This window comes from Streptomyces sp. NPDC053367, assembly GCF_044545925.1.
Taxonomy (GTDB): domain Bacteria; phylum Actinomycetota; class Actinomycetes; order Streptomycetales; family Streptomycetaceae; genus Streptomyces.
The window spans coordinates 103,878-128,852 of the sequence record NZ_JBITYN010000012.1 but is presented as its reverse complement, the minus strand read 5'-3'; the positions used below and the strand labels follow the sequence as shown (position 1 = coordinate 128,852).

Below are 24,975 nucleotides of genomic sequence, written 5' to 3'. Positions count from 1 at the left end.
ACCCTGGAGGGCGATTCATCCGCAGCCACCGACCCCGAGGACCGCGAGCGCCGTGTTCGATACTCTCTCCGATCGCCTCTCAGCGACTTTCAAGAACCTGCGCGGCAAGGGACGGCTCTCCGAGGCGGACATCGACGCCACCGCGCGCGAGATCCGGATCGCGCTCCTCGAGGCGGACGTGGCCCTGCCCGTCGTCCGGACGTTCATCAAGAACGTCAAGGAGCGCGCGCTCGGTGCCGAGGTCTCCAAGGCGCTGAACCCCGCCCAGCAGGTCCTGAAGATCGTCAACGACGAGCTGGTGCAGATCCTCGGCGGTGAGACCCGCCGGCTGCGGTTCGCCAAGCAGCCGCCGACCGTGATCATGCTGGCCGGTCTGCAGGGTGCCGGTAAGACCACGCTCGCGGGCAAGCTGGGCCGGTGGCTGAAGGAGCAGGGCCACTCGCCGCTGCTGGTCGCGTGTGACCTCCAGCGGCCGAACGCCGTGAACCAGCTGAGCGTCGTCGCCGAGCGCGCCGGTGTCGCCGTATACGCGCCGGAGCCGGGCAACGGCGTCGGTGACCCGGTCAAGGTCGCCAAGGACTCCATCGACTTCGCGAAGTCCAAGGTCCACGACATCGTCATCGTCGACACCGCCGGCCGTCTCGGTATCGACCAGGAGATGATGCAGCAGGCGGCCGACATCAGGGACGCCGTCAGCCCGGACGAGATCCTTTTCGTCGTCGACGCGATGATCGGTCAGGACGCGGTCAACACCGCCGAGGCCTTCCGCGACGGCGTCGGCTTCGACGGGGTGGTCCTCTCCAAGCTCGACGGCGACGCCCGCGGTGGTGCCGCGCTGTCGATCCGCGAGGTCACCGGCAAGCCGATCATGTTCGCGTCGAACGGCGAGAAGCTCGACGACTTCGACGCGTTCCACCCGGACCGTATGGCCTCCCGCATCCTCGACATGGGTGACCTGCTCACCCTGATCGAGCAGGCGGAGAAGACGTTCAGCCAGGAAGAGGCCGCCAAGATGGCCTCCAAGCTGGCGTCGAAGAAGGGCCAGGACTTCACCCTGGACGACTTCCTGTCCCAGATGGAGCAGGTCAGGAAGATGGGCAGCATCTCCAAGCTGCTCGGCATGCTGCCCGGCATGGGGCAGATCAAGGACCAGATCAACAACATCGACGAGCGGGACGTCGACCGCACCGCCGCGATCATCAAGTCGATGACCCCGGCCGAGCGCCAGGACCCGACGATCATCAACGGCTCGCGCCGCGCCCGTATCGCGCGCGGTTCCGGTGTCGAGGTCAGCGCGGTGAAGAACCTGGTCGAGCGGTTCTTCGAGGCCCGCAAGATGATGTCCCGCATGGCCCAGGGCGGCGGCATGCCCGGTATGCCCGGCATCCCGGGCATGGGTGGCGGCCCCGGCCGCTCCAAGAAGCAGCCGAAGAAGGCCAAGGGCAAGCAGCGCTCCGGCAACCCGATGAAGCGCAAGCAGCAGGAGCAGGAGGAGGCCGCCCGCCGCGCGGCCGCCGCCGAGGGCGGTGCCTTCGGGCTGCCGGGCCAGCAGGCGGGCCAGGACTTCGAGCTGCCGGACGAGTTCAAGAAGTTCATGGGCTGAGCGGGTCCCGCCGTACGTCCCCTGGGGGCGCCCTCTGTCACGGAGGGCGCCCCCAGGGCGTTCGCGGAGGGCCGCACTCCGGCGTCGTACATCCGCATGCCTGCGCGGCTTTCCTGTCGTAACGTCCCGATATGACCAACCCGGCGCCGCCGCGCAAGTCGCCCGAGCAGCCCTGGCGCACCGAGGGCACGCCCGAGGAGCCGCCGAGACCGCCGTCGGGCGGGCGCAGGCTGCGGGGCGGCTGGTGGAGCCTGGCCCTCACCGCGCTGATCGTGTTCCTGATCGCCAACCTCGTGCTGTCGTTCTTCGGCGAGGGGGACGAGCCGACGATCTCGTACACGGAGTTCAGCAGGCAGGTCGACGCCGGGAACGTCAGCAAGATCTATTCCAAGGGCGACGCGATCCAGGGGCAGCTCAAGGAGAAGCGGGACCGGCCGGATCACGACGGCACCTACACCAAGTTCAAGACACAGCGGCCGTCCTTCGCGGACGACCGGCTGTGGGAGGACCTCAGCAGGAACAAGGTCACGGTGACGGCGGAGCCGGTCGTCCAGCAGCGCAGCTTTCTGGCCAACCTGCTGATCTCGCTGGCACCGATGCTGCTGATCGTCGTCGTGTGGATCGTCATCGCGCGGCGGATGCGTCAGGGGATGGGCGGCCCGGGCGGCGTGTTCGGGCGCAAGGCGCCGCCCAAGCCGGTCGAGCTGGAGGCGGGCGACAAGCGCACGACCTTCGCGGACGTGGCCGGCATCGACGAGGTCGCGGGCGAGCTCAACGACGTCGTGGACTTCCTGAAGAACCCGGACGCCTACCGCCGTATGGGCGCGAAGATGCCGCGCGGTGTGCTGCTCGCGGGACCGCCGGGCACCGGCAAGACGCTGCTGGCGCGGGCGGTCGCGGGAGAGGCGGGGGTGCCGTTCTTCTCGGCGTCGGCCTCGGAGTTCATCGAGATGATCGTCGGCGTGGGCGCCTCCCGGGTGCGGGAGCTGTTCGCGGAGGCCCGCAAGGTGGCGCCGTCGATCGTCTTCATCGACGAGATCGACACCATCGGCCGGGCGCGCGGCGGCGGGGGGACCGTCGGCGGGCACGACGAGCGTGAGCAGACGCTGAACCAGATCCTCACCGAGATGGACGGCTTCTCCGGCTCCGAGGGCGTCATCGTCATCGCGGCCACCAACCGCGCCGACGTCCTCGACCCGGCGCTGACCCGGCCCGGCCGCTTCGACCGGATCGTCAACGTCTCGCCGCCCGACCGCGGCGGCCGGGAGGCCATCCTGGAGATCCACACCCGGCAGATCCCGCTGGCCGACGACGTGGACCTGGCCCATGTCGCCCGTACGACACCGGGCATGACCGGCGCGGAGCTGGCGAACCTCGCCAACGAGGCGGCCCTGCTCGCCGTCAAGCGCGGACAGCGGCAGGTGACGCGGTCCGACCTGTCGGAGGCGCTGGAGAAGGTGCAGCTCGGTGCCGAACGGCCGCTGGTCATGCCGCTGGAGGAGCGGCGCAGGACGGCGTACCACGAGAGCGGGCACGCGCTGCTCGGGATGCTCCAGCCGGGCGCCGACCCGGTTCGCAAGATCACCATCGTGCCGCGCGGCAGGGCGCTCGGCGTGACGCTGTCCACCCCGGAATCGGACAAGTACGCGTACACGGAGGACTATCTGCGCGGCCGGATCATCGGCGCGCTCGGTGGCATGGCGGCCGAGCACGTCGTCTTCGGGGTCGTGACGACCGGCGCCGAGAACGACCTGGAGCAGGTCACCGGCATCGCACGCGGGATGGTCGCCCGCTGGGGCATGAGCGAGCGCGTGGGCCGGCTGTCGGCCCTGCCGGGCGACGCCCAGCAGGCGTACGGGCTCGCGGCCGCGCCCCAGACCCTCGATGTCATCGACGGCGAGATGCGGCGGATCGTCGACGACTGCTACGAGGAGGCCTGCCGCAAGCTGCGCGACCACCGCGGGCAGCTGGACGCGCTGGCGCGGGCGCTGCTGGAGCGGGAGACCCTGGAGGAGGCGGACGCGTACCGGATCGCGGGGGTCACCCGGCTGTCGAAGGACACCGAGGGCGGCGGGTAGCCGAACGGTCGAGAACCGGCCTGGACTGTCGGAGGTCCGGAACGGATCAGGACAAGATCACCACCGGATCAGGGCGGGATCGGGACCGGATCACGTCCGGAGCGTGACGGGTCCGGGGCGGGATCCGGGGCGGGATCCGGGGCGGGATCAGGGCACCCGGGCGATCAGGTAGCGGAAGACGTTCGGCATCCACACCGTGCCGTCCACCCGCCGGTGCGCGTGCAGGTTCTCGGCCAGCTCCTTGTCCACCTGCTCGCGGTCGTCCCCGGTCAGGGCCCCGTCGAACAGGCCCGTCGACAGCATTCCGCGCACCGCGCTGTCGAGGTCGGCGTACCCGAAGGGGCAGGCGACCCGCCCCGAGCCGTCCGGGCGCAGGCCCGCCCGCTGGGCGACCTCCTCCAGTTCGTCGCGCAGCGCGGGACGCCAGCCGCCGCTGCCGCGCGCGGGCTCGGCGGGACCGAGGACCGCGCGCAGCACACCCGCGGTGGCGCACCGCTCGGGCGGGCCCCAGCCGGTCAGCACCACGGGCGCCCCGCGCTCGGCCAGCGGCGCCGCCGCCGCGAGCAGCTCGCCGAGCCCCTCCGCGTCACCGTCCAGACTGCCGACCGGCTCGAACGCCGTGACCAGCGTGTACGGCGCCGACTCGGGCCCGGCCGCGTCCCGGGGCGCGCCCTCGACGAGCCGGGCGGCCACGCGCGCGTGCGGGCCCGAGCCGGGCAGCAGGCGCTGCCGGGCCAGGTCGAGCCGTTCGGGGGAGGAGCCGTCGACACCGGTGACGGCCGCACCGCGCGAGGCCGCGAGCAGCAGGGCGAGGCCGCTGCCGCAGCCGAGGCCCAGCAGCCGCGTCGGCGGTCCCACGTCGAGCCGTTCGTAGACGGCCTCGTAGAGCGGGACCAGCATCCGCTCCTGGATCTCGGACCAGTCACGCGCGCGTGCCCGCAGGTCCACACGGGGACGCGCCCCCGTATGAGGCTGGTGCTGCCGCACGAGCGTAGGTGTCATCAAAGCGCCCCAATCCGCGAAGAGTCTTCTGCCGGGCCGGTTCGCGTGGCCCGCGTGCCGTGCGCTCGCTGTTCCCCCGTATGCCAGGTAACTCCCGGCTCGCGGTGGCGTCCAGTGGTCGTGTGGCCCGGCTTGGGGGCCGGCCGCCCATGTGGCGAGAATTCACGCGCCCGCAACCTGAGCCGGGACGGGGCGGTGTCAGGGGCGCGGTGGGCGCCCGGTAACGTCGCTGTGGCCCCGTGCGCTGGGTGGGATACCGGAGGCGGCCGAAACGCGTCTTGCGCATCCGCGGGCCACCGTCGCCGACTGCTCTACACGTCGGGTCGTAGAGGTTGCTACGCACCGGCTTGGTAGGAGCTGCGTGGCTTCTCCGCAGATCAGCGCACCCGCCCTCGTCGGGACGCATCAGCGGCAACTGACGGGTACGTGCAAATTATTTGGGATGCCCCGGAATAGGAACACAGCGGTGCCCTGGCTCGTTGTCATTACGTGAGCACGACACAGACACCACCTGTTCTCGCCGCAGAGCTGGCACAGGCGTGGGCCGACATTCAGCGGTACCACCCCGAGCTGCCGGACCTTGCCGCGCCCGAGTCCCTGATCGGGGAGTCGTCGTCCGCGTGCGGTCACGAACTCTCCTTCGAACGGCTGCTCCATGAGGCAGTCCACGGCATCGCCGCCGCCCGGGGAGTGCGCGACACCTCCCGGGCTGGCCGGTACCACAACCGCAGATTCCTCGCGATCGCCGAGGAGCTGGGCCTGGACCACCCCGAGGAGCCGCACCCGAGCAGCGGTTTCTCGCTGGTCACGCTCAACCCCGAGGCCAAGCGGCGCTACCGCCCGACGATCGAGCGCCTCCAGCGGGCCCTGAAGGCCCACCTGGCGGCGACCTCGGCCGACACCTCCCGCACCTTCCGGGGCCCGGCCGCGCGCCATGGCTCCTCCGGCGGCGGCGTCCGCGTCAAGGCCGTCTGCGACTGCGGTCGCAACGTCCGCGTGGTCCCGTCCGTCCTCGCCCAGGCGCCGATCGTGTGCGGGGGCTGCGGGAAGCCGTTCCGGATTCCCGAGGTGGTCGGAGCGGCGTAGGAGGGCCTCTGTCACCGGCATCTCGTGGCTGCCGGTGCGGCCGGGCTCCAGGGCATCCGGCGTCTGTCACCTCTGGGCGCCGGGTGCCCCTCAGTCGTGCCCTTACGGCCCCCGGCGGGGCTCCCCGGTCCGAGGGGACCCGCCGGGTGTGGCAGAATGGCTAGCTGTACTCGACAGCCGCACAGGACCCCTCTCTCCTCCGGCTGACGCGTCCATCGGGCACTCGGGTACCGCAACCCCACGCGGCTCTCTCGCCGTGCCCAACCACGTCAAATCCAGGAGAATCCACTCCCGTGGCAGTCAAGATCAAGCTCAAGCGTCTCGGTAAGATCCGTTCGCCTCACTACCGCATCGTCGTCGCCGACTCGCGTACCCGTCGTGACGGCCGTGCGATCGAGGAGATCGGCAAGTACCACCCGACCTACAACCCGTCGGTCATCGAGGTGGACGCCGAGCGCGTGGCGTACTGGCTGGGTGTCGGCGCGCAGCCGACCGAGCCGGTTCTCGCCATCCTGAAGAAGACCGGTGACTGGCAGAAGTTCAAGGGCGAGCCCGCCCCGGCTCCGCTGCTCGTCGCCGAGCCCAAGAAGGCCCGCCCGTCGTTCGAGGCCCTGGGCGGCGACGACGAGGGCAAGGGTGAGGCCATCACCCAGAAGAAGAAGGCGGAGAAGAAGGACGAGGCTGCCGCCGAGTCCTCCGAGTCGGCCGAGGCCTGAGCATGCTCGAGGAGGCTCTCGAGCACCTCGTGAAGGGCATCGTCGACAACCCTGACGATGTGCAGGTGGCCTCGCGCAACCTGCGCCGCGGGCGAGTGCTGGAGGTCCGGGTCCACCCGGACGACCTCGGCAAGGTGATCGGCCGCAACGGCCGCACCGCACGCGCTCTGCGTACCGTCGTGGGCGCCATCGGCGGCCGCGGTGTCCGTGTCGACCTCGTCGACGTGGACGACGTCCGCTGACGTAACGCAGCACCGGCTCGGGCCGGGGAGGGCCACTGGGCCGTCCCCGGCCCGTAGTCGTATCTACAGGAGATCAAGCACAGTGCAGCTGGTAGTCGCTCGCATCGGCCGTGCCCATGGCATCAAGGGCGAGGTCACGGTCGAGGTCCGCACCGACGAGCCGGAACTGCGGCTCGCCCCCGGCGCCGTACTCGCCACCGATCCCGCCTCCGCGGGACCCCTGACCATCGAGACCGGCCGGGTGCACAGCGGCCGTCTCCTCCTCCGCTTCGAGGGCGTCGCCGACCGCACGGCCGCCGAGGCCCTGCGCAACACCCTCCTGATCGCCGACGTCGACCCGGACGAGCTGCCCGAGGAGGAGGACGAGTACTACGACCACCAGCTGATCGACCTGGACGTGGTGACGAAGGACGGCGTCGAGGTGGGGCGGATCACCGAGATCTCGCACCTGCCCTCGCAGGACCTGTTCATCGTCGAGCGGGAGGACGGCAGCGAGGTGATGATCCCGTTCGTCCAGGAGATCGTCACCGAGATCGACCTGGAGGAGCAGCGGGCCGTCATCGACCCGCCGCCCGGGCTGATCGACGACCAGGCGGAGGTTGCCTCCGGCCGGGACGAGGCGTAGATGCGCCTCGACGTCGTCACGATCTTCCCCGAGTACCTTGAGCCGTTGAACGTCTCCCTGGTCGGCAAGGCACGCGCGCGTGGACAGCTGGACGTCCGGCTGCACGACCTGCGCTCCTGGACGTACGACCGGCACAACACGGTCGACGACACGCCCTACGGCGGCGGCCCCGGCATGGTCATGAAGACCGAGCCGTGGGGCGACGCCCTGGACTCCGTCCTGGCCGACGGCTACGAGGCGGGCTCCGGCGCGCCCGCGCTGATCGTGCCCACGCCGAGCGGCCGCCCGTTCACCCAGGAACTGGCCGTGGAACTCTCCGCGCGCCCCTGGCTGATCTTCACGCCCGCGCGCTACGAGGGCATCGACCGGCGTGTCATCGACGAGTACGCCACCCGGATACCGGTCTACGAGGTTTCCATCGGCGACTACGTCCTGGCCGGCGGCGAGGCGGCCGTGCTGGTCATCACCGAGGCCGTGGCCCGGCTGCTGCCCGGGGTGCTGGGCAACGCCGAGTCGCACCGGGACGACTCCTTCGCGCCCGGCGCGATGGCGAACCTCCTGGAGGGCCCCGTCTACACCAAGCCCCCGCTGTGGCGCGGCCGGGACATTCCCGAGGTGCTGCTCAGCGGCCACCACGGCAAGATCGCCCGCTGGCGCCGCGACGAGGCGCTCCGGCGCACGACGGCCAACCGGCCCGACCTGATCGAGACCTGCGACCCGAAGGCCTTCGACAAGAAGGACCGGGAGATGCTGTCCATCCTGGGCTGGGCGCCGGACCCGGAGGGCGAGCCGTACGGCCGATTTTGGCGGCGGGTCGAGGACGTGGAAGAATAGGCCGCTGTTGTGCGTCGTCCGGCGGTGCGCCCCACCTGCCACAGGGGGACACGACGCCCGCACCGACACGCACGGCAGTTCCCACCAGAAGATCTAGTTTCCGTTGATGACCTGTGGCATCAGCGAAGAAAGCAGACGAAATGTCGCACCTGCTCGACTCCGTCGACGCCGCGTCGCTGCGCAGCGACGTCCCGGCCTTCCGCCCGGGTGACACCGTCAACGTCCACGTCCGCGTCATCGAGGGCAACCGCTCCCGTGTGCAGCAGTTCAAGGGCGTGGTGATCCGTCGCCAGGGTTCCGGCGTGCGCGAGACCTTCACGGTCCGCAAGGTCTCCTTCTCCGTCGGCGTCGAGCGCACCTTCCCGGTGCACACCCCGATCGTGGAGAAGATCGAGCTCGTCACCCGCGGTGACGTGCGCCGCGCCAAGCTGTACTACCTGCGCGAGCTGCGCGGCAAGGCGGCGAAGATCAAGGAGAAGCGCGAGAGCTGATCTCGCGTCGGGGCTCACATGGGGGCCGGATAGCATCTGGCCCCGATGGACACCGAAGCACAGCACACGGAGCGCGACCGCTCCTCCCGCCCCTCTGGATCCGAGGAGACCTCGGACACCGGGGGGCCGGAGGGACGGTCGCGTTTCGCGTTGCCGGGGCGGATCACGTCCTGGCTGCCCGGCGGCCGGTTCACCCTCACGCTGCTGGTCTGTCTGTCGTTCCTGCTGCTCGTCAACATGTTCGTGGCGCAGCCCTTCCAGATCCCCAGCGGCTCGATGGAGCGGGGATTGAGGATCGGGGACCGCGTTCTCGTAAATAAGTTGGCGTACCGTTTCGGGGCCGAGCCGCAGCGGGGGGACGTCGTGGTCTTCGACGGTTCGGGGTACTTCGGTGACGCCGACTACATCAAACGCGTCGTGGGTGTGGGGGGAGACCACGTGGTCTGCTGTGACAGGAAGGGCAGGATCGAGGTGAACGGCCGGCCGGTCGACGAGTCGGCCTTCCTGTATCCCGGTGACCGGCCCTCCACGGTGTCCTTCGACGTCGTCGTGCCCGCGGACCGGCTGTTCCTGCTCGGCGACCACCGCAGCGCCTCCAGCGACTCCCGCGACCGCCTGGGCTCACCCGGCGGCGGCATGGTGCCCGTCACCGCGGTGATCGGGCGGGCCGAGTCCGTCGTATGGCCGGTCGGTCATCTGACGCGACTGGAACGTCCGGGCGCGTACGCGCGTGTGCCCGCGTCCGGCGGTGCGCATGGGTAACCGCGGAAAGCCGCGCGGGACGTCCGACGGTGCCGCCGAGGAACTGCTGCCCACCGGCACCCGCCGTGCGTCCGGTGCGGCCGGGCCGTCCGGCGGGCGCACCCGGGCCGAGCGGCGCAAGCTGCAGCGCAAGGTCAAGCGGCGCAGGCGGCGCTCGGCGATCAAGGAGATCCCGCTCCTGATCGGTGTGGCGGTGCTGATTGCGCTCGTCCTGAAGACGTTCCTCGTCCAGGCCTTCGTCATCCCGTCCGGCTCCATGGAGCAGACGATCCGGATCGGCGACCGGGTGCTGGTCGACAAGCTCACCCCCTGGTTCGGCTCCGAGCCCGAGCGGGGTGACGTCGTGGTGTTCAAGGACCCCGGCGGCTGGCTCCAGGACGAGCAGCCCACCCAGAAGAAGGACGACCCCGTCGTCGTCAAGCAGGTCAAGGAGGCGCTGACCTTCATCGGCCTGCTGCCCTCCGACGACGAGAAGGACCTCATCAAGCGGGTCGTCGGGGTCGGCGGCGACCATGTCGTGTGCTGCGACACGCAGGGGCGGGTGACCGTCAACGGCGTACCGCTGAACGAGACCGACTACCTGTATCCCGGGAACGCCCCCTCCGAATCCAAGTTCGACGTCACCGTGCCGCCGGGCCGGCTGTGGGTGATGGGCGACCACCGCGACAACTCCGCGGACTCCCGCTCGCACCAGGACACCGACTACGGCGGCACCGTGTCCGTCGACGAGGTGGTGGGGCGGGCGATCGTCATCGGCTGGCCCGTCGGCCACTGGACGGGTCTGGAGGAGCCGGAAACCTTCGCCTCCGTGCCCGACTCGGCGCCCGGGTCGACCGCGGCTCCCCGGCTGTCGCATAGGGTTGCCCCCGACGATCCGAACGCAATGACCCAGCTCCCGAGCCCTGCGGAACTCCCGCTCGTTATGGGAGTGGTGGGCCTGCACCGCGTACGGCGCAGGCGGCGGCACAGAGTAAGGAGTTGGCGTGGGGGATGTGGCGGTTGGCGCACGGTCCGGACACGACGGCGAGGAACACCGCGGACGCCCCGTGGAAGCGGCCGGTGCGGCCGCGGACAGCATCGTGAACCCAGGGAGTGACGCCGGTACGACCGAGGACGGCACGGTGACGGGCGAGCAGGCACCGCAGGGCGACGAGCCGAGGAAACCCGGGGAGCCGGGAGAGCCGGGCGAGCCCGGCGAGCGGCAGACCAAGAAGCAGCGCTCCTTCTGGAAGGAGCTGCCGATCCTGATCGGTATCGCGCTGGTGCTGGCGCTGCTGATCAAGACGTTCCTGGTGCAGGCGTTCTCGATCCCGTCCGACTCGATGCAGAACACCCTTCAGCAGGGTGACCGGGTGCTGGTCGACAAGCTGACCCCTTGGTTCGGCTCCGAGCCCGAGCGCGGCGAGGTCGTCGTCTTCCACGACCCGGACAACTGGCTGGCCGGCGAGCCCACGCCCGACCCGAACGCCCTGCAGACCGTCCTCAGCTGGATCGGCCTGATGCCGTCCTCGGAGGAGAAGGACCTGATCAAGCGGGTCATCGGCGTCGGCGGCGACACGGTCGAGTGCACCGGCACCGGCCCGGTGAAGGTCAACGGCAAGGCGCTGAACGAGCCGTACGTCTACCCGGGCAACACCCCGTGCAGCGACGACACCTCCGGCGGCCGTTTCAAGGTGAAGGTGCCCGAGGGCTTCATCTGGGTGATGGGCGACCACCGCCAGAACTCCCGCGACTCCCGCTACAACCAGGCGGACGCCAACAAGGGCATGGTGCCCGTGGACAAGGTCGTCGGCCGTGCCATCGTCAAGGCCTGGCCGATCAACCGCTGGGGCACCCTGCCGGTGCCGGACACCTTCGACCAGCCCGGTCTCGGCGACCAGGCGTCGGCCGCCCCGGCCCTGACGGGCGCGCCGCAGGCCCTCGCGCTCGTGGGCGTGCTGCCCATCGCCGTGTGGCGCCGCCGCAGGCCCTGACTCCTCCCGCTGCCGCGCCGGCCCCTCCTACGACGACCCCGGTCGCGGCAGGAGGGGCTGACCGCTTCCCGTACCGCCGGGTAGGGTGCGGACCCATGGGTGAGAGCGCGACACGTACGGCCCCGCAGCACGGCGGTACAGACGACCGGGCGGCCGGCGGCCGGGCCGGGCAGATGCTGTCCGGGCTGGTGGTGGCGCTGGGCCTGGTGCTGTTCCTCGCCGGGTTCGGCTGGGGAGCGGTGGTCTACCGGCCGTACACCGTGCCCACCGGCTCCATGAGCCCGACGATCGAGGCGGGCGACCGGGTGCTGGCGCAGCGCGTCGACGGCGACGAGATACGCCGTGGCGACGTCGTCGTCTTCAAGGACCCCAACTGGGCGAACGCCCCCGTGGTCAAGCGGGTCGTCGCCGTCGGCGGGGACACCGTGGCCTGCTGCACCGAGGGCATGCTCACCGTCAACGGCAAGCAGATCGAGGAACCGTATCTGCCCGAGGGCGAGCCCGCGGAGAGCATCGCCTTCCCCACGGTGACCGTCCCCGAGGGCCGCCTGTTCCTGCTCGGCGACGAGCGGCACGGCTCGCTGGACTCCACCGCCCACCTCCAGGACGCGGCCAGCGGCTCGGTCGCGCGCAGCGCCGTCTCCGGCAGGGTCGACGCCGTCGTGTGGCCGATGAACGGCCTGCTGGAGCGCCCGACGGGCTTCCAGGCACTGGGCTCCGAGCTGTCCGAGCCGGGGCCGTACCAGGTGATCGTCTACATGATCCTCGGCGGGGCCGTGCTGGTGCTGCTCGGCGCGGCGTACGGGCCGATCGCCAAGCGGGTCGGAGGCACTCGTGGCCGCTGAGGCGACGGACGCACCGCAGTCCTCGTACGGGGCCGGGTCTGTGGAGTCGCCGGAGGACGGGTCGGTCGATGCGTACGAGGGCGGCTTGCGGAAGGTCGCCCGGGTGGTGCTGCTCGATCCGCGGGACCGCATTCTGCTGCTGCACGGTCATGAGCCGGCCGATCCGGCGGACGACTGGTGGTTCACGCCCGGCGGCGGGGTGGAGGGCGACGAGACGCGCGAAGAGGCCGCATTGCGGGAACTCGCCGAGGAGACCGGGATCACCGAGGTCGAACTCGGCCCGGTGCTGTGGCGGCGCAGATGCTCCTTCCCGTTCGCGGGGCGCCGCTGGGAGCAGGACGAGTGGTACTACCTGGCCCGTACGGCGCAGACCGAGACCCGGGCGACGGCGCTGACGGAGCTGGAGCGGCGGAGCGTCGCCGGGGCCAGGTGGTGGGCGTGCGAGGAACTGGCCCGGACCCATGAGACGGTGTACCCGACCAGGCTCGCCGGGCTGCTGCGCACGCTGCTCGACGAGGGTCCCCCGGCCGGGCCCGTCATCCTTGACACGGAAATCGTCTAGGGGCCCTCGGGACTGGCGCACAATGGGTGGATCGCACGGCTGAAGGGGAACATGCCATGAGCGCCGAGGACCTCGAGAAGTACGAGACCGAGATGGAGCTCAAGCTCTATCGCGAGTACCGCGACGTCGTCGGTCTGTTCAAGTACGTGATCGAGACCGAGCGGCGTTTCTACCTGACCAATGACTACGAGATGCAGGTGCACTCGGTCCAGGGTGAGGTCTTCTTCGAGGTGTCCATGGCGGACGCCTGGGTGTGGGACATGTACCGGCCGGCTCGGTTCGTGAAGCAGGTGCGGGTGCTCACGTTCAAGGACGTGAACATCGAGGAGCTGAACAAGAGCGATCTGGAGCTGCCGGGCAGCTGAGGCCGCACCCGAACGGGTGGCGGAGTTATCCACAGCCGCCCGCCTGTGCACATGGATCGACTCGCCCCGGGTGGGCTGCGTGATCGTTGGCGCCGGAGGTGGTGCCGACATGAACGCACGAAGTGCACTCGGCAAGTACGGCGAGACCCTGGCCGCCCGGCGGCTGACCGACGCCGGTCTGGCGATCCTGGAGCGCAACTGGCGCTGCGGCAGGACCGGGGAGATCGACATCGTGGCCCGGGACGGGGACGTCCTGGTGGTGTGCGAGGTGAAGACCCGCAGGGGCGGGGACTTCGAGCATCCGATGGCCGGCGTGAACCCGGAGAAGGCGCGACGCCTGCGGAATCTCGCGGAGCGCTGGATCCAGCAGCACGGGGGAGCACCGCCGGGCGGCGTCCGCATCGACCTGGTCGGCGTGCTGCTGCCCCGGCGCGGCGCACCCGTCGTCGAGCACGCGCGGGGGGTGGCCTGACATGGGATTCGCCCGTACGTGTTCGGTGGCCCTCGTCGGTGTCGAGGGCGTGGTCGTCGAGGTCCAGGCCGACCTCGAACCCGGCGTCGCGGCGTTCACCCTCGTGGGGCTCCCGGACAAGAGCCTCACGGAGAGCCGCGACCGCGTCCGCGCCGCCGTGGTGAACTCGGGCACGGCCTGGCCGCAGAAGAAGCTGACGGTGGGGCTGAGCCCGGCGTCGGTGCCGAAGGCAGGCAGCGGCTTCGACCTCGCCGTCGCCTGTGCCGTCCTGGGCGCCGCCGAACGGATCGACCCACGTGTCCTGGCCGACATCGTGATGATCGGCGAGCTCGGTCTGGACGGCAGGGTGCGTCCGGTGCGGGGCATCCTGCCGGCCGTGCTCGCCGCCGCCGACGCGGGCTACGAGCAGGTGGTCGTGCCCGAGTGCGCGGCCGCGGAAGCCTCCCTGGTGCCGGGGGTGTCGGTGCTCGGGGTCCGCAGTCTGCGGCAGCTCATCGCCGTGCTCACCGACGAACCCGTGCCCGACGAGGACCCCGACGAGCTGGGGCGCCCCGACCCGCTGCTCGCCGGACTGCGCATGCCGGGAACCGGGGCGGCCACCGGCATGCACAGCGTGGGTGCCGCACAGCACGACCCGGGGCACGACCTCGCCGACGTGGTGGGCCAGCTCTCGGCCCGCACGGCGGTGGAGGTCGCCGCCGCCGGAGGCCATCACCTGTTCCTGGAGGGACCGCCCGGTGCCGGGAAGACCATGCTCGCCGAGCGGCTGCCCGGCATCCTGCCCCGGCTCACCCGGCAGGAGTCCCTGGAGGTCACGGCCGTGCACTCGGTGGCCGGGCTGCTGCCCGCGGGCAAGCCGCTGATCGACGTCGCCCCCTACTGCGCCCCGCACCACTCGGCCACCATGCAGTCCCTGGTCGGCGGCGGCCCCGGCATCGCCCGGCCGGGCGCGGTGTCGCTGTCGCACCGGGGCGTGCTGTTCCTGGACGAGACCCCGGAGTTCAGCGGTCAGGTGCTGGACGCCTTACGTCAGCCGCTGGAGGCCGGGCACGTCGTGATCGCGCGCAGCGCCGGGGTCGTCCGCTTCCCCGCCCGGTTCCTCATGGTGCTCGCCGCCAACCCCTGCCCGTGCGGGCGCTTCTCCCGGACGGACGCCCTGTGCGAGTGCCCGCCCTCGGCGATCCGCCGCTACCAGGCCCGGCTCTCCGGGCCGCTGCTCGACCGGGTGGACCTCCGGGTCGAGGTGGACCGCGTCACCCGGGCCGAGCTGACGGACCGCGGTTCCCGCGGTGAACCCACCGAGGTGGTCGCCGACCGGGTACGGCAGGCACGCGAGCGTGCCGAGGCCCGGCTCGCCGGCACACCGTGGCGCACCAACGCCGAGGTGCCCGGGCGTGAACTGCGCAGCCGCTGGTACGCCGCGAGCGGGGCCTTGGATGAGGCCGAGCGCTGCCTGGAGCGCGGGGTGCTGACCGCGCGCGGCCTCGACCGGGTGCTGCGCGTGGCCTGGACCGTCGCCGACCTCCTCGGTCACGACCGGCCCACCGCGGCGGACGTGGGGCTGGCCCTGCAACTGCGCACCGGTGTCCCGCGGGGCGTGCCGATGACCATCGGGGCGACGGCATGAGCGACGAGAGCGACGACGAGCTGCTCGGACGGGTCTTCCTCACCCGGGTCGTCGAGCCCGGCGACGAGGTGGCCGGGCGCTGGGTGCGAGAGGCCGGGGTGGGGGAGGTGGTCGAGCGGCTACGGGCCGGAGGGGAGGCCCTGCCGGGGGTGAGCGCCACCCGGTGGGCCGGGCTGCTGGCGCGGGCCCGGCGGGCCGAACCGGAGCGGGACCTCGCCCTCGCACGGCAGGCCGGCGTGCGGTTCGTCTGCCCCGGCGGACCCGAGTGGCCCGGGCAGCTGGACGATCTGGGCGACGCACGGCCGATCGGGCTGTGGGTGCGCGGGCGCCCCAGCCTGCGCGTGTGGGCCCTGAGATCCGTCGCCGTCGTCGGCGCCCGCGCCTGCACCGAGTACGGCGCCCACATGGCCGTCACCCTCGCCGCGGGCCTCGCCGAGCAGGGCTGGGTCGTCGTCTCCGGCGGCGCCTACGGCGTCGACGGGGCCGCGCACCGAGGTGCCCTCGGCGCGGGCGGCGCCACCGTCGCCGTCCTGGCCTGCGGGGTCGACCGGCCCTACCCGCGCGGACACACCGAGTTGATCATGAGGATCGCGGAACAGGGTCTCGTGGTGGGCGAGTTGCCGCCGCGGGAGCATCCGACACCGAGCAGATTCGTCCTGCGCAACCGTGTCATCGCCGCCCTGACCAGGGGAACCGTGGTCGTCGAGGCCGCTCACCGCAGTGGCTCGCTGGTCACCGCGCGGGCGGCGGGGCGGCTCGGCCGGCACACCATGGGCGTCCCCGGCCCGGCGACCAGCGCACTCTCCGCCGGCGTGCACGAACTCCTGCGCGGCGAGGCCGTGCTCGTCACCGACGCCGCCGAGGTCGTCGAGCTGGTCGGCGCCATGGGTCAGCTCGCCCCGGAGCGGCGCGGCCCGGTGCTGCCGCGCGACCTGCTCGCCCCCGCCACCCGGCGCGTCCTCGCCGCCCTGCCCGCCCGCCGGACCGCCGCGCCGCACGAGATCGCGCTCGGCGCGCAGACGACCGACGACGACGCGATCGCGAGACTGTACGAACTGAGAGCACTGGGTTACGTCGAACGACACGGCGACGGCTGGAAGTTGACACGCCAGGCGATGATCTCGCTCCGCACCGGTCGCCCTCCAGGCTGACCGAGCGTGTTCGTCCGTTCAGGGGAAGCCGTAGTCCCCTTGAGAAATCACGGAGTTGACGTGTCGAGGCGGTCTCGGGCCGTGGCCGCCATACCTCGGCGGGGCGGTCAGCGGAACGTATCTGCGCACCGGCCCCCACCCTTTCTTCGCTCACCGCGACACCGCAGTCACGCTACGCTCACGAAGTTCCGGGACGCATACCGGCAATCGACACCCAACCGACAGCTCACCCAGGCATCCCTACTTCGCAAGCTTCACGGCAGAACGGCTCAAGGCGACGAATGCCCCAGCACACCTCCGGGTCCGACCGGGCGGCGGCGGTCCCCCCAGCAGCCCGCGACGGTGGCAGCGTGCGGCCGCCCGCTCCCTCGACGCTCGACGAACTGTGGCGGTCGTACAAGGCGACCGGGGACGAGCGGCTGCGCGAACAGCTCATCCTGCACTACTCGCCGCTCGTGAAATACGTGGCCGGCCGGGTGAGCGTGGGCCTGCCGCCCAATGTGGAACAGGCCGACTTCGTCTCCTCCGGTGTCTTCGGGCTCATCGACGCGATCGAGAAGTTCGACATCGGGCGGGAGATCAAGTTCGAGACGTACGCGATCACCCGCATCCGGGGCGCGATGATCGACGAGCTGCGGGCCCTGGACTGGATCCCGCGCTCGGTACGGCAGAAGGCACGCAACGTGGAGCGCGCCTACGCCACCCTGGAGGCGCGCCTGCGCCGCACCCCCTCGGAGACTGAGGTGGCCGCCGAGCTGGGCATCGCCGTGGAGGAACTCCACGCTGTTTTCAGCCAGTTGTCGCTCGCCAACGTGGTCGCCCTGGAGGAGCTGCTGCACGTCGGCGGTGAGGACGGCGACGGGCTCAGCTTCATGGACACGCTGGAGGACACCGCCGCCGACAACCCGGTGGAGGTGGCCGAGGACCGGGAGCTGCGCCGGTTCCTGGCGCGGGCGATCAACACGCTGCCCGACCGCGAGAAGACGGTCGTCACGCTCTACTACTACGAGGGCCTCACCCTGGCCGAGATCGGCAACGTGCTCGGCGTGACCGAGAGCCGGGTCAGCCAGATCCACACCAAGTCCGTGCTCCAGCTGCGGGCGAAGCTTGCGAGCTTCGGCCGCTGAGCCGGGCGGCGAACCGGATCACTCCCGCCGCGCGAGGCGCGTCCGTACAGTGGTCGACGTGCCAAGGATTCGAGCGGCCTCCGTGGCCGAGCACCGGTCGATGCAGCGTGCAGCCCTGCTGGACGCGGCTCGTTCCCTGTTGTCCGAGGGCGGGACGGAGGCGCTGACCTTCCCGGCACTCGCCGAGCGAACCGGGCTGGCGCGGTCGTCCGTGTACGAGTACTTCCGGTCACGGGCCGCTGTCGTCGAGGAGCTGTGCGCGGTCGACTTTCCCGTGTGGGCCGCGGAGGTCTCCGCGGCGATGGACCGGGCGGATTCCCCTCAGGGCAAGGTCGAGGCGTATGTACGGGCCCAGCTGGAACTGGTGGGGGACCGGCGGCACCGGGCCGTCGTCGCGATCTCGGCCAGTGAGCTGGACGCGGGGGCCCGGGAGAAGATTCGGGCCGCGCACGGAGGGCTCGTGGCGATGATCGTCTCCGCGCTGCGGGAGCTTGGTCACGGGGAGCCACGGCTGGCGGCGATGCTCGTGCAGGGCGTCGTCGACGCCGCTGTCCGCAGGGTCGAGCTCGGGGCGGCGGAGGACCCGGACGTGATCGCGGACGCGGCGGTGGCCATGGTGCTGCGGGGCGTCCGGGGCTGAGGTGCAGCGGGGCTGAGGCAGGGCGGCATCCCCGGCCCCAGCGGCACGACTGCCCGCAGCCGGGGCGTCCCCAGGGGCGCGGAGAACTGCGCGACCGGCCCACCACGGCCCGCGGACGGACACCGGCGGTCTCGGTACCGGCGCCGCGGACGGACACCGGCGGTCACGGCACGGTACCCCTGACGGAGACTGGCGGTCTCGGCCCCCCCCGCACCGCGACGGACGGCGGTCACGGCACCGGCACCCCTGACGGAGACTGGCGATCTCGGTACCTGCGCCGCGGACGGACACCGGCGGTCACGGCACCGGCACCCCTGACGGAGACTGGCGGTCTCGCCCCCCCGCACCGCGATGGACGGCGGTCACGGTACCGGGACCCCTGACGGAGACTGGCGGTCTCGGTACCGGCGCCGCGGACGGACACCGGCGGTCACGGCACGGCACCCCTGACGGAGACTGGCGGTCTCGGCCCCCCGCACCGCGATGGACGGCGGTCACGGCACCGGCACCCCGGCCACCGGCAGCAGCCGGGACGGCCCCGCGCGCAGGAGCCATGGCGGAAGCAGACCGAGTGGGTTCAGGTAGGTGTCCCCTCGTCTCAGGCCCCAGTGGACGCAGGGCTCCGTGCAGTGGGAGCCCGCCGGCTCCACCGTGCCGATGATCTGGCCGGGCGTCACCTCGGCGCCCTTGGGGAGCGTCGCCCGTACCGGTTCGTATGTGGTGCGCAGACCTCCCGGCAGCTCCAGCGACACCACCCCCTTGCCGGCCACTCGCCCCGCGAAGGCCACCCGGCCCGCCGCCACCGCCCGTACCTCCGTGCCGGGCGCCGCCGCCAGGTCGACGCCCCGGTGGCCGGGGCCGTAGGGCGTCGCCGGGGGCTGCCAGCCGCGCAGGACCGAAGGGCGCGGGCCAACCGGCCACAGGCGGGCGAGAGGCGGGACGGGATCGGGCCCGCCTGAGGGTGAGGGCGTCGCCGGCGGGGCGTCGGCCCGCGCGGCCGGGGTCAGGACGGTCAGGGCCAGAGCCAGCAGCAGGGCCCATGTGGTCAGGGACGCGTATCGGATCGTTCGCATGGCACGACCGTCCCGCACCGCCGCCGATCACGCCCGGACCTGTGGACCGACGGCCGGTTGTGGACAGCGGCGTCACCCGGCGCCTCTCCGGTCCCGTACACTTCTGGTGGCGACCCGGGCCACCGGGTCGACTTCGCACGCCCCGGCGCCGATGGGTCACCCCTCGGTGTCACGCGCCCCTCGGTCCTTCGCGGCAGGCGCATCGGGAGCGTCAGGCGCGGGTGTCGTCCGGCACCCGCGGCACAACCGAGAAACACGAGGAGAACGGCCATGGCCGTCGTCACGATGCGGGAGCTGCTGGAGAGCGGCGTCCACTTCGGTCACCAGACCCGTCGCTGGAACCCGAAGATGAAGCGCTTCATCTTCACCGAGCGCAACGGCATCTACATCATCGACCTGCTCCAGTCGCTGTCGTACATCGACCGCGCCTACGAGTTCGTCAAGGAGACCGTCGCCCACGGCGGCACGGTCATGTTCGTCGGCACGAAGAAGCAGGCGCAGGAGGCCATCGCCGAGCAGGCCACCCGCGTCGGCATGCCTTACGTCAACCAGCGCTGGCTGGGCGGCATGCTCACCAACTTCTCGACCGTCTACAAGCGTCTGCAGCGCCTCAAGGAGCTCGAGCAGATCGACTTCGAGGACGTCGCCGCGTCCGGTCTGACCAAGAAGGAGCTTCTCGTGCTCTCGCGCGAGAAGGCCAAGCTGGAGAAGACCCTCGGTGGTATCCGCGAGATGCAGAAGGTGCCCAGCGCCGTCTGGATCGTGGACACCAAGAAGGAGCACATCGCGGTCGGCGAGGCCCGGAAGCTCAACATCCCGGTCGTCGCCATCCTCGACACCAACTGCGACCCCGACGAGGTCGACTACAAGATCCCGGGCAACGACGACGCGATCCGCTCCGTCACCCTGCTCACCCGCGTGATCGCCGACGCCGTCGCCGAGGGCCTCATCGCCCGCTCCGGCGTCGCCACCGGCGACAAGGGCGAGAAGGCCGCGGGCGAGCCGCTGGCCGAGTGGGAGCGCGACCTGCTCGAGGGCGAGAAGAAGGCCGAGGAGGCCCCGGCCGCCGCCGAGGCTCCCGCCGCCGAGGAGGCCCCGGCCGCCGAGGCCCCCGCCGCCGAGGAGGCCCCCGCCGCCGAGGCGCCGGCCGCCGAGGGCGAGCAGGCCTGACACCGTCGGTGCTGACGACGGGGGCCGCGACATGACGTGCGCCCCCGTCGTCCACCCGTAGGTCAGCAGGACGGACGCGGTCCGCGACCGCTACCGCGGGTCGCGACCGCGCGGATCCGATTCCAGACTTCGAGAAAGACTCACAGACTCATGGCGAACTACACCGCCGCTGACGTCAAGAAGCTCCGTGAGCTCACCGGCGCCGGCATGATGGACTGCAAGAAGGCGCTGGACGAGGCCGAGGGCAACGTCGAGAAGGCCGTCGAGGCGCTGCGCATCAAGGGCCAGAAGGGCGTCGCCAAGCGCGAGGGCCGCTCCGCCGAGAACGGCGCCGTGGTCTCGATCATCGCCGACGACAACTCCTCCGGCGTCCTGGTCGAGCTGAAGTGCGAGACGGACTTCGTCGCCAAGGGCGAGAAGTTCCAGGCCGTCGCCAACAAGATCGCCGAGCACGTCGCCGCGACCTCCCCGGCCGACCTGGAGGCCCTGCTCGCCTCCGAGATCGAGCCCGGCAAGACCGTCCAGGCGTTCGTGGACGAGGCCAACGCCAACCTCGGCGAGAAGATCGTCCTCGACCGCTTCGCCCAGTACTCCGACGGCTTCGTGCTCGCCTACATGCACCGCACGATGCCCGACCTGCCCCCGCAGATCGGTGTCCTCGTCGAGCTGGACAAGCCGAACGCCGACGTGGCCAAGGGCATCGCCCAGCACATCGCCGCCTTCGCGCCGAAGTACCTCTCCAAGGAGGACGTCCCGGCCGAGGTCGTCGAGTCCGAGCGCCGCATCGCCGAGGAGACCACCCGCGCCGAGGGCAAGCCCGAGGCCGCGATCGCCAAGATCGTCGAGGGTCGGGTCAACGGCTTCTTCAAGGACGCCACGCTGCTCGGTCAGCCGTACGCGCTCGACAACAAGAAGTCGGTCCAGAAGGTTCTGGACGAGGCCGGTGTCACCCTGAAGCGCTTCGCGCGCATCAAGGTCGGCATCTGAGTCCGTACCGGGACCGACGCGCGACCCGCGGCGGATCACCGCCCGGGTCGACCGCAGTCGTCCGCGGACGCCGTCGCACGCGCGTGTGACGGACGACAGCAGATCTGACGAGGAGGCCATTGCCGAGCACGGGAACACCCCCAGACGGCAATGGCCTTCTTCGTATGTGCAACACGTGAAAGAGGCGGGATCTCCATGACCACCAAGGCCCAGAAGAGCGACGACGGCAAAGTGCGCGGCCGGTATCTGCTGAAGCTGTCCGGAGAGGCGTTCTCCGGCGGTGGGGGTCTGGGCGTGGACCCGGACGTAGTGCACAAGATCGCCCGTGAGATCGCCGCGGTCGTGCGCGACGGCGCCGAGATCGCGGTCGTCATCGGCGGCGGCAACTTCTTCCGCGGCGCCGAGCTCCAGCAGCGCGGCATGGACCGCGCCCGCTCGGACTACATGGGCATGCTCGGCACCGTGATGAACTGCCTCGCCCTCCAGGACTTCCTGGAGAAGGAGGGCATCGACTCCCGCGTGCAGACCGCCATCACCATGGGCCAGGTCGCCGAGCCGTACATCCCGCTGCGCGCCGTGCGCCACCTGGAGAAGGGCCGTGTGGTCATCTTCGGCGCCGGTATGGGCATGCCGTACTTCTCCACCGACACCACCGCCGCCCAGCGCGCCCTGGAGATCGACGCCGAGGCGCTGCTCATGGGCAAGAACGGCGTGGACGGGGTGTACGACTCCGACCCGAAGACCAACCCGGACGCCGTGAAGTTCGACGCGCTCGGCTACGGCGAGGTCATCACCCGCGACCTGAAGGTGGCCGACGCCACGGCCATCACGCTGTGCCGCGACAACAAGCTTCCGATCCTCGTCTTCGAGCTTCTGGCCGAAGGCAATATCGCTCGCGCCGTCAAGGGTGAGAAGATCGGCACGCTGGTGGGCGACCAGGGCAACCGGGCCTGACCGGGATTCACCCGGAGCCGGACCGGGGAATCCTCCGGAGCCCGACCGGGTAATGCCCCGGAGCCTGACCGGGGGATGGACAATGTTCTGCCGGTCGGGAACCGTGCAAGAAGACGCGACGCAGCCGGCCGCCGCCCCGACGAGGAACCGCAGCCGGGCCTTACTCAAGACACGCAGGAGCAAGTGGTGATCGAAGAGACCCTCCTCGAGGCCGAGGAGAAGATGGAGAAGGCCGTCGTGGTCGCCAAGGAGGACTTCGCCGCGATCCGCACCGGCCGTGCGCACCCGGCGATGTTCAACAAGATCGTGGCCGACTACTACGGTGCGCCGACGCCGATCAACCAGCTGGCCTCGTTCTCCGTGCCGGAGCCGCGCATGGCCGTCGTGACCCCGTTCGACAAGAGCGCGCTGCGCAACATCGAGCAGGCCATCCGCGACTCCGACCTGGGCGTCAACCCGAGCAACGACGGCAACATCATCCGTGTGGTGTTCCCCGAGCTCACCGAGGAGCGCCGCCGCGACTACATCAAGGTCGCCAAGGGCAAGGGCGAGGACGCCAAGGTGTCCATCCGTTCCGTGCGCCGCAAGGCCAAGGACGCGATCGACAAGCTGATCAAGGACGGCGAGGTCGGCGAGGACGAGGGCCGCCGTGCGGAGAAGGAGCTCGACGACACCACCGCGAAGTACGTCGCCCAGGTGGACGAGCTCCTGAAGCACAAGGAAGCGGAGCTGCTCGAAGTCTGATGAACGACTCTTCCTGGGGAGCGCCGTCCAGGGCCGGTCAGGCCGGGTACTGGGGGCCGTCCGACCAGGGGCCCGGCCAGGGGTACGTCCACGGGACTGCCCCGGCGGGTCCCGCGTACGATGCGCCTGAGGCGCAGCAGACTCGCCCCATGCCCATCGTGCCCGACGGACCCGCCGTACCCCGGTACGGCGGCGACCAGGATGACGACCGGGGGGCCGCTCGGCTGAGCGGCCCCTTGTTCCGCGACGAGACACAAGCGGCGCGGCCCTACGAGGCGCCGCAAGCACAGCCGTACGACATGCCGCAGGCGCAGCCCTACGGGGCGGTGCCGCAGAATCCGGAGCCCATGCCCGACGCCCCGCAGCCGGCCCCCGCACCGCAGAAGAAGAGCGCGGGCCGTGACCTGGGCGCGGCCATAGGGGTCGGGGTCGGGCTCGGCGCGGTGATCGTCGCGTCGCTGTTCGTCTACAAGGCCGTGTTCGTCGGTGTGATCGCGGTCGCCGTGGTCGTCGGTCTGTGGGAGCTGACCAGCCGGCTCCAGGAGCGCAAGCAGATCAAGGCGCCGCTCGTGCCGCTGGCGCTGGGCGGTGCGGCGATGGTCGTCGCCGGGTACGTCCGGGGCCCCGAGGGCGCGTGGGTCGCGATGGCCCTCACCGCGCTGGCCGTGCTGGTCTGGCGGATGACCGAGCCGCCCGAGGGCTACCTCAAGGACGTCACCGCCGGCGTCTTCGCGGCGTTCTACGTGCCGTTCCTCGCCACGTTCGTCGCGCTGCTGCTGACCGCCGACGACGGGCCCTGGCGCGTTCTGACGTTCCTGCTGCTGACCGTGGTCAGCGACACCGGGGCCTACGCGATCGGCTGGCGCTTCGGCAAGCACAAGCTCGCTCCGCGGATCAGCCCCGGCAAGACGCGCGAGGGGCTGTTCGGCGCGGTGAGCTTCGCCATGGTCGCCGGTGCGCTGTGCATGGAGTTCCTGGTGGACGACGGCCGCTGGTGGCAGGGCCTGCTGCTGGGGCTCGCCGTCGCCGCCAGCGCCACGCTGGGCGACCTCGGCGAGTCCATGATCAAGCGGGACCTCGGCATCAAGGACATGGGCACCCTGCTTCCGGGTCACGGCGGCATCATGGACCGCCTGGACTCGCTGCTGCCGACTGCTCCCGTGGTGTGGCTGCTGATGGTGCTGTTCGTCGGCTCCGGCTGACGAGTCCGGCGGTGCTGTTCGTCGGCTCCGGCCGGCGAGTCCGGCGGTGCGCTCGCTCACGGACCTCTGCCCCTGCGGGGCGGGGGTCCGTACGTCGTCCTGCGGTGGTGGCCGGGGGGCGTGCCCGGTGGGACGATTTCGGTGTACGCCCGCAAAGGGGGTCCACCCATGTCCGCCATCCGTGAATCCATCGACATCGACTGCCCTCCGGAAGACGCCTACGCCTATCTCACCGACCCCGCCCACCTGCCGGAATGGCAGCTGAGCGCGGTCGCGGCCGAGCCGCTCGAAGCGGGGCCGCTCCACCCCGGCTCCCGGGTCCGGGTCACCCGCCGGGTGGGCACCCGGCAGATCCCGGTGACCCTGGAGTTCGACGCGCTCGACCCGCCGCACAGCTGGGAGCTGCACGGCGTAGAGGGGCCCGTGCGTCCGCGCACCCACGGCGAGATCGAGCCGCTCGACGACGGACGCCGCTCCCGCGTGACCATCGAGGTCGACTTCGAGGGCCACGGCCTCGGCAAGGCCCTGGTCCCCCTCGTCGTCCGCCCCCAGGCCCGCAAGGAGCTGCCCCGGGACGAGGCCCTGCTGAAGCAGCGGTTGGAGCGCACGGGCGCCTGATCCTCGGGGTCGCGGGTCACTCATGA

Annotated in this window: 27 protein-coding genes; 25 read left to right on the top strand and 2 right to left on the bottom strand. The window is 71.2% G+C overall.

Going from position 1 to position 24,975, the window contains the following annotated elements; genetic code table 11:
- The first annotated feature begins 52 nt into the window (after positions 1–52).
- The gene (gene ffh, locus ACIGXJ_RS30740) at positions 53–1,603 is read left to right on the top strand and encodes a signal recognition particle protein (RefSeq protein WP_399652227.1); all 1,551 of its coding nucleotides are present in this window, start codon (positions 53–55) and stop codon (positions 1,601–1,603) included.
- A 131-nt stretch (positions 1,604–1,734) separates the two neighbouring features.
- A complete protein-coding gene (ftsH, locus tag ACIGXJ_RS30735; protein WP_399652225.1) occupies positions 1,735–3,681 on the top strand; it encodes an ATP-dependent zinc metalloprotease FtsH in 1,947 nt (648 codons plus the stop codon).
- Between the two features lie 147 nt (positions 3,682–3,828).
- On the opposite strand, the gene ACIGXJ_RS30730 is transcribed toward ftsH, so the two are convergent.
- Positions 3,829–4,683, bottom strand: a complete 855-nt coding sequence (locus ACIGXJ_RS30730; protein WP_399652222.1) for an SAM-dependent methyltransferase — start codon at positions 4,681–4,683, stop codon at positions 3,829–3,831.
- A 489-nt stretch (positions 4,684–5,172) separates the two neighbouring features.
- Between ACIGXJ_RS30730 and ACIGXJ_RS30725 the strand changes: the two genes are divergently transcribed.
- The 17 genes from ACIGXJ_RS30725 (at position 5,173) to ACIGXJ_RS30645 (ending at position 18,201) form a co-directional block, all read left to right on the top strand.
- A complete protein-coding gene (locus ACIGXJ_RS30725) occupies positions 5,173–5,769 on the top strand; it encodes a hypothetical protein (RefSeq protein ID WP_399652220.1) in 597 nt (198 codons plus the stop codon).
- Between the two features lie 293 nt (positions 5,770–6,062).
- Positions 6,063–6,485 carry a 30S ribosomal protein S16 gene (rpsP, locus tag ACIGXJ_RS30720; protein ID WP_399652217.1) on the top strand — a complete coding sequence of 141 codons (423 nt, stop codon included), beginning with the start codon at positions 6,063–6,065 and terminating at the stop codon, positions 6,483–6,485.
- Between the two features lie 2 nt (positions 6,486–6,487).
- Positions 6,488–6,727 (top strand): RNA-binding protein, encoded by a 240-nt coding sequence (locus tag ACIGXJ_RS30715; protein WP_030612780.1) that lies wholly within the window; start codon positions 6,488–6,490, stop codon positions 6,725–6,727.
- An 82-nt stretch (positions 6,728–6,809) separates the two neighbouring features.
- Positions 6,810–7,352 carry a ribosome maturation factor RimM gene (gene rimM, locus ACIGXJ_RS30710; RefSeq protein ID WP_399652213.1) on the top strand — a complete coding sequence of 181 codons (543 nt, stop codon included), beginning with the start codon at positions 6,810–6,812 and terminating at the stop codon, positions 7,350–7,352.
- On the top strand, positions 7,353–8,186 hold the full coding sequence (trmD, locus tag ACIGXJ_RS30705) for a tRNA (guanosine(37)-N1)-methyltransferase TrmD (protein WP_399652211.1): 834 nt from the start codon (positions 7,353–7,355) through the stop codon (positions 8,184–8,186).
- A gap of 140 nt (positions 8,187–8,326) precedes the next feature.
- On the top strand, positions 8,327–8,677 hold the full coding sequence (rplS, locus tag ACIGXJ_RS30700) for a 50S ribosomal protein L19 (protein WP_030168262.1): 351 nt from the start codon (positions 8,327–8,329) through the stop codon (positions 8,675–8,677).
- Positions 8,678–8,722: 45 nt separating this feature from the next.
- Entirely contained in the window at positions 8,723–9,439 is a 717-nt protein-coding gene (gene lepB / locus ACIGXJ_RS30695; RefSeq protein WP_399652208.1) for a signal peptidase I, read from the top strand.
- Entirely contained in the window at positions 9,432–10,535 is a 1,104-nt protein-coding gene (gene lepB / locus ACIGXJ_RS30690) for a signal peptidase I (protein WP_399652205.1), read from the top strand. The genes lepB (ACIGXJ_RS30695) and lepB (ACIGXJ_RS30690) overlap by 8 nt, the downstream gene beginning before the upstream one ends.
- Positions 10,423–11,412 (top strand): signal peptidase I, encoded by a 990-nt coding sequence (gene lepB / locus ACIGXJ_RS30685; protein ID WP_399652201.1) that lies wholly within the window; start codon positions 10,423–10,425, stop codon positions 11,410–11,412. Before lepB (ACIGXJ_RS30690) ends, lepB (ACIGXJ_RS30685) begins: the two co-directional genes overlap by 113 nt.
- 95 nt (positions 11,413–11,507) lie before the next feature.
- Positions 11,508–12,257 carry a signal peptidase I gene (gene lepB, locus ACIGXJ_RS30680; protein WP_399652199.1) on the top strand — a complete coding sequence of 250 codons (750 nt, stop codon included), beginning with the start codon at positions 11,508–11,510 and terminating at the stop codon, positions 12,255–12,257.
- 40 nt (positions 12,258–12,297) lie between these two features.
- On the top strand, positions 12,298–12,819 hold the full coding sequence (locus tag ACIGXJ_RS30675; RefSeq protein WP_399652612.1) for an NUDIX hydrolase: 522 nt from the start codon (positions 12,298–12,300) through the stop codon (positions 12,817–12,819).
- Positions 12,820–12,875: 56 nt separating this feature from the next.
- The gene (locus ACIGXJ_RS30670; protein ID WP_005311352.1) at positions 12,876–13,184 is read left to right on the top strand and encodes a DUF2469 domain-containing protein; all 309 of its coding nucleotides are present in this window, start codon (positions 12,876–12,878) and stop codon (positions 13,182–13,184) included.
- A 109-nt stretch (positions 13,185–13,293) separates the two neighbouring features.
- Positions 13,294–13,656 (top strand): YraN family protein, encoded by a 363-nt coding sequence (locus tag ACIGXJ_RS30665; RefSeq protein ID WP_399652198.1) that lies wholly within the window; start codon positions 13,294–13,296, stop codon positions 13,654–13,656.
- A gap of 1 nt (position 13,657) precedes the next feature.
- Positions 13,658–15,283, top strand: coding sequence for a YifB family Mg chelatase-like AAA ATPase (locus tag ACIGXJ_RS30660; protein WP_399652196.1), 1,626 nt, complete (start codon positions 13,658–13,660; stop codon positions 15,281–15,283).
- Complete coding sequence (dprA, locus tag ACIGXJ_RS30655; protein ID WP_399652194.1) at positions 15,280–16,434, top strand: DNA-processing protein DprA; 1,155 nt, start codon at positions 15,280–15,282, stop codon at positions 16,432–16,434. The genes ACIGXJ_RS30660 and dprA overlap by 4 nt, the downstream gene beginning before the upstream one ends.
- 281 nt (positions 16,435–16,715) lie before the next feature.
- Positions 16,716–17,561 (top strand): RNA polymerase sigma factor WhiG, encoded by an 846-nt coding sequence (gene whiG / locus ACIGXJ_RS30650; protein ID WP_399652192.1) that lies wholly within the window; start codon positions 16,716–16,718, stop codon positions 17,559–17,561.
- A gap of 82 nt (positions 17,562–17,643) precedes the next feature.
- A complete protein-coding gene (locus tag ACIGXJ_RS30645) occupies positions 17,644–18,201 on the top strand; it encodes a TetR/AcrR family transcriptional regulator (RefSeq protein ID WP_399652609.1) in 558 nt (185 codons plus the stop codon).
- Positions 18,202–18,695: 494 nt separating this feature from the next.
- Here ACIGXJ_RS30645 and ACIGXJ_RS30640 read toward each other — a convergent pair whose 3' ends face one another.
- The gene (locus ACIGXJ_RS30640) at positions 18,696–19,274 is read right to left on the bottom strand and encodes a murein hydrolase activator EnvC family protein (protein ID WP_399652189.1); all 579 of its coding nucleotides are present in this window, start codon (positions 19,272–19,274) and stop codon (positions 18,696–18,698) included.
- Between the two features lie 270 nt (positions 19,275–19,544).
- On the opposite strand from ACIGXJ_RS30640, the gene rpsB reads away from it, so the two are divergent.
- From rpsB to ACIGXJ_RS30610, 6 genes are all read left to right on the top strand, one after another.
- The gene (gene rpsB / locus ACIGXJ_RS30635) at positions 19,545–20,444 is read left to right on the top strand and encodes a 30S ribosomal protein S2 (RefSeq protein ID WP_399652187.1); all 900 of its coding nucleotides are present in this window, start codon (positions 19,545–19,547) and stop codon (positions 20,442–20,444) included.
- A gap of 150 nt (positions 20,445–20,594) precedes the next feature.
- On the top strand, positions 20,595–21,431 hold the full coding sequence (gene tsf, locus ACIGXJ_RS30630) for a translation elongation factor Ts (protein ID WP_399652185.1): 837 nt from the start codon (positions 20,595–20,597) through the stop codon (positions 21,429–21,431).
- A gap of 195 nt (positions 21,432–21,626) precedes the next feature.
- Positions 21,627–22,385, top strand: coding sequence for a UMP kinase (pyrH, locus tag ACIGXJ_RS30625; protein ID WP_399652183.1), 759 nt, complete (start codon positions 21,627–21,629; stop codon positions 22,383–22,385).
- A gap of 186 nt (positions 22,386–22,571) precedes the next feature.
- The gene (gene frr / locus ACIGXJ_RS30620; RefSeq protein WP_145867003.1) at positions 22,572–23,129 is read left to right on the top strand and encodes a ribosome recycling factor; all 558 of its coding nucleotides are present in this window, start codon (positions 22,572–22,574) and stop codon (positions 23,127–23,129) included.
- Complete coding sequence (locus ACIGXJ_RS30615) at positions 23,129–24,331, top strand: phosphatidate cytidylyltransferase (RefSeq protein WP_399652181.1); 1,203 nt, start codon at positions 23,129–23,131, stop codon at positions 24,329–24,331. Before frr ends, ACIGXJ_RS30615 begins: the two co-directional genes overlap by 1 nt.
- 168 nt (positions 24,332–24,499) lie before the next feature.
- Positions 24,500–24,949 (top strand): SRPBCC family protein, encoded by a 450-nt coding sequence (locus ACIGXJ_RS30610; protein ID WP_399652179.1) that lies wholly within the window; start codon positions 24,500–24,502, stop codon positions 24,947–24,949.
- Positions 24,950–24,975 lie beyond the last annotated feature (26 nt).

Bases quoted from the DNA above. Each gene is read 5' to 3' on its own strand.
- ftsH (WP_399652225.1), top strand. From the start codon at position 1,735: ATGACCAACCCGGCGCCGCCGCGCAAGTCGCCCGAGCAGCCCTGGCGC.
- ACIGXJ_RS30730 (WP_399652222.1), bottom strand. From the start codon at position 4,683: ATGACACCTACGCTCGTGCGGCAGCACCAGCCTCATACGGGGGCGCGT.
- ACIGXJ_RS30715 (WP_030612780.1), top strand. From the start codon at position 6,488: ATGCTCGAGGAGGCTCTCGAGCACCTCGTGAAGGGCATCGTCGACAAC.
- trmD (WP_399652211.1), top strand. From the start codon at position 7,353: ATGCGCCTCGACGTCGTCACGATCTTCCCCGAGTACCTTGAGCCGTTG.
- rplS (WP_030168262.1), top strand. From the start codon at position 8,327: ATGTCGCACCTGCTCGACTCCGTCGACGCCGCGTCGCTGCGCAGCGAC.
- lepB (WP_399652208.1), top strand. From the start codon at position 8,723: ATGGACACCGAAGCACAGCACACGGAGCGCGACCGCTCCTCCCGCCCC.
- lepB (WP_399652205.1), top strand. From the start codon at position 9,432: ATGGGTAACCGCGGAAAGCCGCGCGGGACGTCCGACGGTGCCGCCGAG.
- lepB (WP_399652199.1), top strand. From the start codon at position 11,508: ATGGGTGAGAGCGCGACACGTACGGCCCCGCAGCACGGCGGTACAGAC.
- ACIGXJ_RS30670 (WP_005311352.1), top strand. From the start codon at position 12,876: ATGAGCGCCGAGGACCTCGAGAAGTACGAGACCGAGATGGAGCTCAAG.
- ACIGXJ_RS30665 (WP_399652198.1), top strand. From the start codon at position 13,294: ATGAACGCACGAAGTGCACTCGGCAAGTACGGCGAGACCCTGGCCGCC.
- ACIGXJ_RS30660 (WP_399652196.1), top strand. From the start codon at position 13,658: ATGGGATTCGCCCGTACGTGTTCGGTGGCCCTCGTCGGTGTCGAGGGC.
- dprA (WP_399652194.1), top strand. From the start codon at position 15,280: ATGAGCGACGAGAGCGACGACGAGCTGCTCGGACGGGTCTTCCTCACC.
- whiG (WP_399652192.1), top strand. From the start codon at position 16,716: ATGCCCCAGCACACCTCCGGGTCCGACCGGGCGGCGGCGGTCCCCCCA.
- ACIGXJ_RS30640 (WP_399652189.1), bottom strand. From the start codon at position 19,274: ATGCGAACGATCCGATACGCGTCCCTGACCACATGGGCCCTGCTGCTG.
- rpsB (WP_399652187.1), top strand. From the start codon at position 19,545: ATGGCCGTCGTCACGATGCGGGAGCTGCTGGAGAGCGGCGTCCACTTC.
- tsf (WP_399652185.1), top strand. From the start codon at position 20,595: ATGGCGAACTACACCGCCGCTGACGTCAAGAAGCTCCGTGAGCTCACC.
- pyrH (WP_399652183.1), top strand. From the start codon at position 21,627: ATGACCACCAAGGCCCAGAAGAGCGACGACGGCAAAGTGCGCGGCCGG.
- ACIGXJ_RS30615 (WP_399652181.1), top strand. From the start codon at position 23,129: ATGAACGACTCTTCCTGGGGAGCGCCGTCCAGGGCCGGTCAGGCCGGG.
- ACIGXJ_RS30610 (WP_399652179.1), top strand. From the start codon at position 24,500: ATGTCCGCCATCCGTGAATCCATCGACATCGACTGCCCTCCGGAAGAC.